Source organism: Noviherbaspirillum sp., assembly GCF_036846085.1.
In the GTDB taxonomy this organism is placed as follows: Bacteria; Pseudomonadota; Gammaproteobacteria; order Burkholderiales; family Burkholderiaceae_D; genus Noviherbaspirillum.
In genome coordinates this window covers 1-8925 of the sequence record NZ_DAIUCO010000224.1, presented here as the reverse complement: position 1 = coordinate 8925, position 8925 = coordinate 1, and the positions used below count along the sequence as shown (strand labels likewise).

The 8925-nt window shown below is 53.3% G+C and carries 6 protein-coding genes; all 6 read right to left on the bottom strand.

The genetic code is table 11. The features are described from left to right. Nucleotides 1–445 precede the first annotated feature (445 nt). Nucleotides 446–1171 (bottom strand): M48 family metallopeptidase, encoded by a 726-nt coding sequence (locus tag V7080_RS20395; RefSeq protein WP_334190224.1) that lies wholly within the window; start codon nucleotides 1169–1171, stop codon nucleotides 446–448. Beyond that, the gene (locus V7080_RS20390; protein WP_334190223.1) at nucleotides 1171–4446 is read right to left on the bottom strand and encodes a type I restriction endonuclease subunit R; all 3276 of its coding nucleotides are present in this window, start codon (nucleotides 4444–4446) and stop codon (nucleotides 1171–1173) included. Before V7080_RS20390 ends, V7080_RS20395 begins: the two co-directional genes overlap by 1 nt. Continuing rightward, complete coding sequence (locus V7080_RS20385) at nucleotides 4443–5783, bottom strand: anti-phage deoxyguanosine triphosphatase (protein ID WP_334190222.1); 1341 nt, start codon at nucleotides 5781–5783, stop codon at nucleotides 4443–4445. The genes V7080_RS20390 and V7080_RS20385 overlap by 4 nt, the downstream gene beginning before the upstream one ends. Then, entirely contained in the window at nucleotides 5784–6836 is a 1053-nt protein-coding gene (locus tag V7080_RS20380) for a DUF4917 family protein (protein ID WP_334190221.1), read from the bottom strand. Between the two features lie 8 nt (nucleotides 6837–6844). After that, nucleotides 6845–8080 carry a restriction endonuclease subunit S gene (locus V7080_RS20375; RefSeq protein WP_334190220.1) on the bottom strand — a complete coding sequence of 412 codons (1236 nt, stop codon included), beginning with the start codon at nucleotides 8078–8080 and terminating at the stop codon, nucleotides 6845–6847. Beyond that, the coding region (locus V7080_RS20370) for a virulence RhuM family protein (RefSeq protein ID WP_334190219.1) at nucleotides 8077–8925 on the bottom strand (849 nt) is incomplete at its 5' end. The genes V7080_RS20375 and V7080_RS20370, both read right to left, overlap by 4 nt.

Genomic DNA, 8925 nt, shown 5'->3' with positions numbered 1-8925 from the left:
TACTAGATGTCAGCCATTTTTATCCGCGTCTGAGGGGTGTTTGCTGACCTTAAGGCCTCCCTCAAAAGTGATATCACTTGAAAAATGAAAAACTTCCCGGATGTGTAAGAGCCAGTCTTGCCCAGAGACGATGCGATTTTGCCGTGAAAAAGGGTACGCCTAAATTTCAGGCTTATTTTTGAGAGTTTTTCGGGACATGATGGCTGCCTTAAATTCACCCTACCGGTTGTGAAACAATGGTTTGGACTTGCCCGTAAAAAGTGGAGAGCGATTTCCTAAAAATAATAGGAGATTGATCCATGAAGGACGAGATGGAAAAAGCCCCAGTTTACCAGCCGAAATTTACGGATGCGTTTAAGTCGGTGGCGGTTCGGCTGGTTTTGAACAGTGGTCGGCCGTAGGCGGCCGAGCGTTTCAAATGAAAATTGAATTTCGAGACACGGCATCATTCCATCAGAAGCATTTCTGCTAAGCCATCCAACTCTGCCTTCGCGGAGCGCCAATCCGGCATATATCGATCAAGTAGATGATAAAATCGTCGGCTGTGATTATGTTCGACCAGATGACATACCTCGTGGACAATGACGTAATCAATGCATTGGCGCGGCGCCTTCACCAGAGCGGGATTAAGATGAATTGTGCCTTGTGGAGAGCAGCTTCCCCACTGTGTCGACATCGATATAAGCTTCAATGGCGGTTCGACCTTCAGGAAAGGAAGGGTGGCCACCCAATGCGAGAGGCGCCGCGAGAGATAGTCCTGCGCACGTTCATGATACCAATTCTTAAGCCGACGGCGGACGACCGCAGGATCGCATGAATAGACGGCAACTTCGAGCCGCCCCCTCGTCAACTTAACAGACGACTGTGCCATCGGTGCGGGACTGACAGTGAGCTTGTACCGTCTGCCTAGGTAGAAATGGCCTTCACCGCTCACGTACTCACGTGCAAGCGACAGAGCACGTGCCGACGAAGCTACCTTGAGGTGCGAAAACACCCATCTCGCCCTTTTCTGGGCGGCGTTCTGAATCTCGTTTACGGACTTCCCTAGCGGTGCTTCGATTTCGATCCTACCGTTAGGATAAACATGAATGCGGATCTTCGAAGCTATAGATGCGCTTTCCTGCACGTCGCATTGCGCCGTGTCGTCGCCGTATCGGATTAACACCTTCATCAGGCGTTATCCCGCGCAATACCGAAGCGTGTGATTTCCACTAATCGGTCAGTTATTGACTTTGCTCGGTCAAGCCCTGTGAGCGCGTAAAGCCGGGGCAACAGAGCTTTCCGGATGGCGGCTTCAATATTTTGCGGGTTCAGGGAGTTCTCGGCAACGGCATCACGGACAGCCTCTTCGATGTCCAGTGCGGCGGCGATATAGTCATTCTGTTGATCTCCCATGACCACGGCATCGCCGACTTCCAGGCGCATAACGCCGAAATAGGCAGATGCATGTCCTCGGTTTTCCAGAGCCGATGGAGTGTCATCGACCTGTCTGCCTTTGAGCTTCTCCTCCAAGTCTTTGAATAGAATATACTGCTTGTACGGATGGTCGAATTGCGATGACGCCTCAGCAATGGCATGTTTAAGCAACTCGGAAAAATACAGCTGAGCATAGGGATCGTCAGCCAGCTCCTGTTCGATCGTTTTGCGCACACGCGACCGGATAATGTCGGATTCATTTCGTGTCTTTTCTGTCGGCCATGTCTCGGGCAGCGCTTCCTTGCCCAAGTCATTGACAATCAGCACGCCGTCGACGCTTTGAACATCTTCGGCGATGACGTAGCGATCGACGAGCTTTCGGATTTGCTCTTCGTATGTGGTGAAGTCGACCGTCTCCTGCGCGTCCTGTTTGACGATCTTGCGCAGATTGGTAAAAAACTTCAGGTCCCGCTTATAGGTCGCGATCTGCTTTTCAGAAATTGACCCGTCCTCGAAGAATGACCGCGATCCAAGTGCGACGCGAAGACACATGCCAAACGCCGTCAGCGCCTCATAGAAGTCTTCCCGAGCCTTTTGGTTGCGGTCGATCTCCAGGTTGTCAGCGTCGCCCTCTAGATGGGGAACAAGCACCCGCCGGTACTGCTCGATATCCGATCTGTTTTTGACCGACGCGAAAATGGCCCAAAGCTCGGAATGCAGCGACGGCAGCCGCTTATATTCAGTGCTGACATTGTTGTAAAGGTTTTCTATGTCATCGACATCAAAGCCGCCTTGGGTCTTTTCCGCTAGGTTCTGATATTCGGTCAGCGCCGTGTCGAGCGATTTCAGTATGCCGCGATAATCGATCAGCAGGCCGTAGGGCTTTTGCTCATGCAGTCGGTTAACGCGGGCAACGGCCTGGATGAGATTGTGCTGTTCCAGCTTCTTGTCGATATAAAGAACAGCGTTCCGTGGCTCGTCGAAACCAGTCAACAGTTTGTCGACGACGATCAAGATATCGGGCCGGCCTTCGGTCCCGAAATCCTCGATGATCTGGCGTTCGTATTCCTCCGGGTCTACCTTTACATTATCGATCCACCATTGCAGCACCTCGGGCAATTCGGCTTCATCGACTTCGGAGTGACCTTCACGCGTATCGGGCGGTGAAATGACAATCGCGCTCGAAACGAGCCCCGTTGCATCCAGCGCCTTCTTGTAGCGGATGGCCGAGCGCTTCGAGTCGGTCGCCAACTGCCCCTTAAGGCCCAGGTCCATGTCTTTGAAATTGGTCTTGAAGTGCGTGGCGATGTCGAGCGCGATCAGGGCGATGCGATTGTCGGATCCATAGACCGGCCCCTTTGTGCCAAACTTTTTCTTAAGGTCGTTCTTTTGGCTGTCCGAAAGCCCGTCAGTGATTTTTTCAAACCAGTTATCGATGGCCTTTTCGTTGATGTCGAGGATCGGCTTGCGCTCTTCATAGAGCAGCGGCGTGACAGTGCCGTCGGCTACGGCATCCTGCATAGTGTAGGCGTGTACGATGCGGCCAAACTTGTTGGCCGTCTTGTCATCCTTAAGCAGTGGGGTTCCGGTGAAGGCGACATAAGCAGCGTTTGGTAAAGCGCTTCGCATACGCTCGTGGTTTTCACCGCCTTGGCTGCGGTGGCCTTCGTCGACAAGCACAATCATATCTGCCGTATCGTTGTGGCATTCGGGCAGCTTAGCGGCACCCGCGAACTTATTGATGATGGTGAAAATTATCCGCTCGGTGCCCTTGCCAATGCGTTTGGCCAGGTCTCGCCCGGACTGCGCCTTGGCCCCAGTTGCGTCTTTTGTGTCGTAACCAAAGGCGCCGCCTGTGGTGAAATTGGCCGCCAACTGCTTTTCCAGATCGCGGCGGTCGGTCACAGCGATTACGCGGCAGGCCTTAAGATCGTCATCGATCAGTAGCGCCTTGCACAGCAGCACCATGGTGAAGCTCTTACCCGAGCCGGTCGTGTGCCAGATGACGCCGCCTTCGCGGCCGCCATCCGGCCGGATACCCTTGATGCGATCGAGCAGCGCCTTGATGCCGAAATATTGCGGATGACGGGCGACGATCTTTCCGACCTTGCGGTCGAACAGGACGAAAGTGCGCACTAAGTGGAGCAGGCGTTCCGGCCTGCACAGGCTGATCAGCAGCCTGTCCTGCGCCGTGACTGCCTGTTCATTGCTCCAGAGGTGCTGAAAGTGGTGGCGAACCTCCGAGACTTGATCCTTGAGTAATTCGGCGCGCGGATCAATTGAGAGGGCGTCGTTCTTCACTGCAATAAAGTGATCCTCGGTGAAAACCTCCTCGCGCCATTGCGACCAGAACTTTCGGATCGTTTTGGTAGTTCCGTAGCGGCCATCCGTCATTCCGACCGACATTAGAAGCTGCGCATAGGCGAAGAGATTGGGAATTTCCTCCTGGCTCTGATTGCGCAGCATCTGGCTGATGCCCTCATCGACCATAGACTTGCTGGCATTGCCATCCGGACGCTTGGCTTCGATGACCAGCAGCGGGATACCATTGACGAAACCGACTATGTCCGGACGCCGCGTATGGGTGCCCGCAACGGCCAGCACCTCCAGCTCTTCTGTGACGATGAAACTGTTGGTCAGCGGCCGCTTCCAATCGATGATCGGCACAGTGACGCTGTGCTTCTTGCCATCGACAAATTCGGTGACCGTGATGCCCAACGTAAGGGCATTATACAGTTTCTCATTGGCCTTCATCAGGCCTTCATTTAGGGCGGGTGCTGAAAGGTCCCGCACAATATGGTCGATGGCATTGGTCGAAAGAGGATAGGTCTTGCCCTTGTACTCGAAAGTACGCCTGCGAAGTTCCTCGACCAGAACATTACGCAGGATAACGCCCGAATTGCCCCCGCGCGCGGTTAGGCAATCGGCGGCGGACATATAGCGCCAACCTAGCGAAACAAGGGTGGCCAGGGCGGGAATATGCGCGCTGTAAAGCTCGGCGGTGTTGGGAAAGCTTTGCATCGACATCATAGCTTATCAAAAACCGAGCCCATTCTTGGGCTGAACAATCGGTCATAGGTTTTGAGAAGGTAAGCATCGGTCATGCCTGCGAGGTAATCGCAGATAATTCTAAGATTGTTTTCATTCGCCTCGTATTTTGCGTATATATCACGCGGGAGAAAACTCTTCGGATTCGACTTCACTACTTCAAAGACGGCAATAACCATCATTTGCCCTTTGAGTTCCAAGTGTTGGACACTGGGGCTATAAATCACTTCCTTTTTTACAAAATCCTTCGTCGCTTTTATAAACTTTAGTACCGCTTGAGGCATAGTCGCGCGATAACGTAAGCGTGGTTCTGAAAATTCATCGATATCTTCTATATTGACTGAGGTAATAATAAAATTTAAAATCCTATTTATCTGATGTTTGCGCTTCTCTCCGTTTGCAAAGAGGCGATTTGCAAATTCATTGTATACATTGTTACTGTATTCATCTGGGTATTTATCGGATAAATAATCTAAGAGCGCGGAACAATTTTCTGATGTAACATGGCGTTCGAATTGTTCTCTATCCACAAGCTTAAGTGCCAATACATCTTCCATGTCGTGTATGCCAAAGCTGATATCATCAGCTAAATCCATAATGCTGCACGCAAATGATTTGTACTTAGCCTTATTGTGCTCGCCCTTTTCTGTCAAATAACTTTGAAAAAGCTCGCGATCACACGCTGGAATCACATCCAGCATCCACTCCACCACATCTTTCTCTGTGTCCAAGTAACATTTCGGCGGTGTGGAAGCCTTGCGATCCAGAATAGGAGTCCCACTGGTGTTTTCCAGCATTGCTGGAGCCTTCTCGGGATTCGCTGCTAGGCTGTAAGGCACTGGATATTTTAAGATACCGAGTAAGGCTTCCCGACTTAGGTCGGAGCCATTTTGCGCAGAGAATTTTTCAAGCTTTGACAGTATGCGTAAGGTTTGTCCATTCCCTTCGAACCCTCCGTTTCCACGCATACAGTAGTTGAGCGCTACTTCACCTCCATGTCCAAAAGGAGGATGTCCTAAATCGTGAGTGCAGGCGATTGCATGCATCATGCTCCGATCTGGAATTATTTTGATGGCCTCGTGATCAGGCAGGTTTTTTCTCAGTTGTTGAGCCAACCCGCCGGAAATCTGGGCCACCTCTAGCGAGTGTGTGAGGCGAGTTCTATAAAAGTCGCTATCACCCAGATTTAAGATTTGGGTTTTGCCTTGCAAACGCCTGAAAGACGACGAATGTACGACGCGTGCATAGTCAATGTCGCCAGGAGAGCGGGCGTCCTCTGCTTGCTGCTTCCAACCCGATTGCCGTTCAAGCCAAGTCATTTAGGCGCCCCACACGTTTGCTGAAACAGCATCATAAAATGAAACATCAAGAGGCCATCTGTCATGCCTCTGGTGAGCCAACGCGCTCGCCCGGCTCATTATTTGTCGATTTTCAGGAGCCGTCGGGTCGCCGTAGATGCCCACATAAAGCTTGGGGAAGCGACCTCGGGCAAGGCGCACGAGAATGTGATCATCGTTCGCTGCGAGCGAATGGCCGAAAATGAAAAAGCAGTGCCTTCCCTGAACGGCGTTGGCTGTGAGTTGTTTGAAGCCCTGATAGAGATACGCATTGTGCCTGATCTTGGTCTTTTTCTGGGCACTGGTTCCTTCGGCCACAAACAACGGATAAGCGTTCGCATTGATGGCTTCGCGGGCCTGCTCGACCAGCGGCTTCCCTTTTCTGATCCAAGTATATTTTTTCAGTTCGGTGCCTGAGTCGAACAGATGCAGCGCACCGTGCAGAAAATGGATCTTTGCGTTGTGCGCCCCTGTTTCGCCTTGCCACACGACATAGTCTGCATCGGGCTCATCTTCATCGTTGCCAAAGCCGTCGTTGGTCGCCAACGGGATTGGCGCATCGAACGGCATGTCGTCATGCATTAGCGTCCAGTAGAGAAGCAGGTCATAGTTCAGAGTGAAAACCTGCCCATCTTGGGCAAGGAAATTCGCAAGAAATCGACGGCAGGCCCAGAACTTATCGTCTGGAATATCGGGTGGGATGTTGGGATGGTTACCGGCAATCGTTGCAACCAGGATTTCCTTCAAGGCGGCAGCATGCTGCACCATCTTCGCACCTGCTGCTGCGCCCGTCGGAACATAGGCCGGCAGAATGCGCGAGGCGCTCTCCAATGCACGGATGGCGACCTCAAAGTCCTCCGTTCCTAGGGACTGGAAGACAGCCTCGACTTCCGGGACCGCAGAGAAATCTGCCTGTCCGAACAGCGAGCCGTAATGAAAAATATCTGCACGACACGCGATACTGAAGCCGTTGCCCAGCAGCAGGTGGCGCTTCGAAAACTGCGCAGAGTCGGCGATGGCCTGATCGAAGGTCATGAGAGGCACTATGCGGCATCCTTACTGTCGAGCTTGACGCGACGCTTTCCGGTGAGGAGTTGTTGCATCAGCGCAGCCTTCTCCTGACGGAGGGCGGTGAGTTGGGTTTCGTTTTCGATCACGGTGCGCGAAGCCGCTTGCATGACGGCTGCGATTGCATCTTGTTCGTCGAGCGGTGGGACGGGAACCTTTGTGTTGAGAAACTCGCTGGGCTTAATATTCAACAAGCCATTGTTGCGCACGCCGGTGTTGACGAGTTGCCCCAGTTGCGGTGCGAGATAGTCAGCTTCGAACAACGCCTTATAGAAGCGGTGGCCGTACCCCTTTTTGAGCTTAAAGCAGACATACACGTGCGGAACGACTGCACGTGCGTACCCTTGAAGGTCAAAAATGCAGCCGAACTCGTAGGTCTTGGAATTGCCCTTGTTGTAAGCAAATTCGCCCTCGTTCAGCATGATGTAGGTTTCGACGCTTTTTCCAGCCATGTAGCGGCTGTATTTTTCGTCCTGCCTGACGAAACCTGACGTGGAGGAAATCGTCAGGACCGGCAGTTCAGTGCCGTCATTGCGACGCGTGACGCGGGTAGCGATTTCGTTGATCGGCTTACGTTGCCACTCTCCGCTGAACCCCGGCAGTCTGTGCTTTCCACTGAACAGTTGCTGCATCAGCGCCTGCTTCTGTGCGCGGGCGTTGGCGATCAGCGCCTCAACCGTCTCGATGGCGCGATCCCAGGTTTGCAATGTTTCCGCGATGTACTTTTGCTCGGCCATCGATGGCAGCAATACTGGGATTGATGCAATAGTTGGGAGGTTAAGGCCAGCCTTGGCGCCAGAGTCATTCAGTCGATCAATAATTCGTGCGTGTCGGGGAGCTGCTAGCTGATAGGCAACAAACCGAGGGTCGGCTGCGCCACTCTTGATACGCACTCGCGCCACATGTTGACTAATGTAGCTCGGAGCTTCTGGCTGGGTCTCGATGTAGCCGATGACGCCTAGATCAGCAGTTATCGAGACGAGAATATCACCTTGGCGCAGTTCCGTCCGACGGCCTTCATTGCTGCCGTCTGGCAGAGCCACATATTTCATTGGGCCGTAGTCAGGCAATATGGAGGTTCGACGAAGGTTGGTGATGCGGATGAAGGGAGAACCGGAATCAGCATAGTACGCCGCCCAGCCGCGAGACCCACTCGTGATCGGTTCAGCAATCTTGCCAATCTTGCTGGAACGCCACCCATCCGGAATCATTTCGCACCACCCTTGCCCTTGGCGGGCTTGTCTGCGGCGAGCTTCTTCACCTTTGCGGTCGCCTCGATGAAATGCTGCTCGACCGCGCTCGGCGCGTTGATCGCACGGGTATGCCAGCGGTCGTATTCCTGCCCGCCTTTAAGCTTGGCCATCTCGGCGGTGACGCGGCCCGCATGGGTGAGCACATCGCGGTCACCCAGACGCAGGAAGTCATCCAGCTTGCTGATCCAATCCCGCATTGTCATTTGCTTGCGGTTCATGGCTTGAAGCTCAGCAAATTCCAGATATGCAGTGACGATACGGTTTAGTGCTTCCAGCTCTTCCGCTGTTAGATAGTTCTTGGCGATTACAGCATCCGTCTTGCGTGGTGGGCCACCTTTGGACTGGTTTGCCCAGGCGGTCAGCCCCATATTATCTTTGCTCGCGTCAGCCCGTTTTACCACTATCTCGGCGGCGGTGTGACCATGCGCGGCCCAGTGCATTTTGTTCTGCACGGTCTGGAAAAAGAGCTGCGAGGCCTCTGCGCTCGGGTCGTAGTCCACGCTGGTGGCGTAGATATCGAGCACTTTCTTGTAGAACAGTTTTTCGGAGGATCTGATGTCGCGGATGCGTGCCAGCAGCTCCTCGAAATAGTCCGCGTCCGGGTCCTTGAGGCGCTCGTCATTAATGACGAAGCCCTTCACCAGATATTCGGAGAGGGCGGCCGCCGCCCAGCGCCGGAACTGCGTGCCGCGGGGGCTGCGTACCCGGAATCCGATGGCCATGATCATGGGCAAATTGTAATGCGACACCTGCCGTTCGACCGACCGCCCCCCCTCGGTTTGAACTATTGAGTAATTCTCAAT

Coding starts and splice junctions, on each gene's coding strand:
- V7080_RS20385 (WP_334190222.1), bottom strand. CDS start 5,783: ATGACTTGGCTTGAACGGCAATCGGGTTGGAAGCAGCAAGCAGAGGAC.
- V7080_RS20375 (WP_334190220.1), bottom strand. CDS start 8,080: ATGATTCCGGATGGGTGGCGTTCCAGCAAGATTGGCAAGATTGCTGAA.
- V7080_RS20395 (WP_334190224.1), bottom strand. CDS start 1,171: ATGAAGGTGTTAATCCGATACGGCGACGACACGGCGCAATGCGACGTG.
- V7080_RS20380 (WP_334190221.1), bottom strand. CDS start 6,836: ATGACCTTCGATCAGGCCATCGCCGACTCTGCGCAGTTTTCGAAGCGC.
- V7080_RS20390 (WP_334190223.1), bottom strand. CDS start 4,446: ATGATGTCGATGCAAAGCTTTCCCAACACCGCCGAGCTTTACAGCGCG.